This window comes from Deinococcus sp. (genome assembly GCF_018260555.1).
GTDB lineage: Bacteria > Deinococcota > Deinococci > Deinococcales > Deinococcaceae > Deinococcus.
The window spans coordinates 1-544 of the sequence record NZ_JAGLBB010000173.1 but is presented as its reverse complement, the minus strand read 5'-3'; the positions used below and the strand labels follow the sequence as shown (position 1 = coordinate 544).

The window sequence follows — 544 nt, the reverse complement described above, 5'->3', positions numbered from 1 at the left end:
TATACGGTGCGGATTCCACAGGCTGGTCGGTTGACCCTGGGCTATTTCAACGACTATTACCTAGCCGATGTGCGGGTAGCGACCCTGGAAAAATTCAGGTTTTCAGGGCAAGGCTGCCACACTTTTCAGGTGGATGTTCCAGCAGCCACAGGCGGAAGCTGGAAGTCTGACTACAATTCAGCCAGCCTGGTTTCCAGTGTGCCCATGTCCGTCACTCCGTGCGCGGCGGGTGAACTGGAACTGGAGGTTGTCGGACGTGCCGGAAATAATGCTTTCCCTATTCTTAGCTTTCAGCAATCAGGCAAGGTACTCCAGACACTGACCACCACCCTCAAGCACCAGCGTATCAAGCTGTCACTTTCTGCCTCCCCCATGACAGTGACGCTGACCAATCCTTACGGACGCACGGTGGCGGATAGAAACCTGAACATCAGAAGTCTGGAATTTAATCCGGTTGCCGCCCCTAAGTAGTTGGCTGGATTTATTGATAACGGTAGAAATTGAAGTTGCTTTGAGTTTAATGCGACACGCTGGCGAACGTCCA

General features: G+C 52.6%; 1 pseudogene. It reads left to right on the top strand.

The window, feature by feature from the left end:
* A pseudogene (locus QZ271_RS14465) lies at positions 1 to 471 on the top strand (hypothetical protein); the annotation flags it as partial.
* Positions 472 to 544 lie beyond the last annotated feature (73 nt).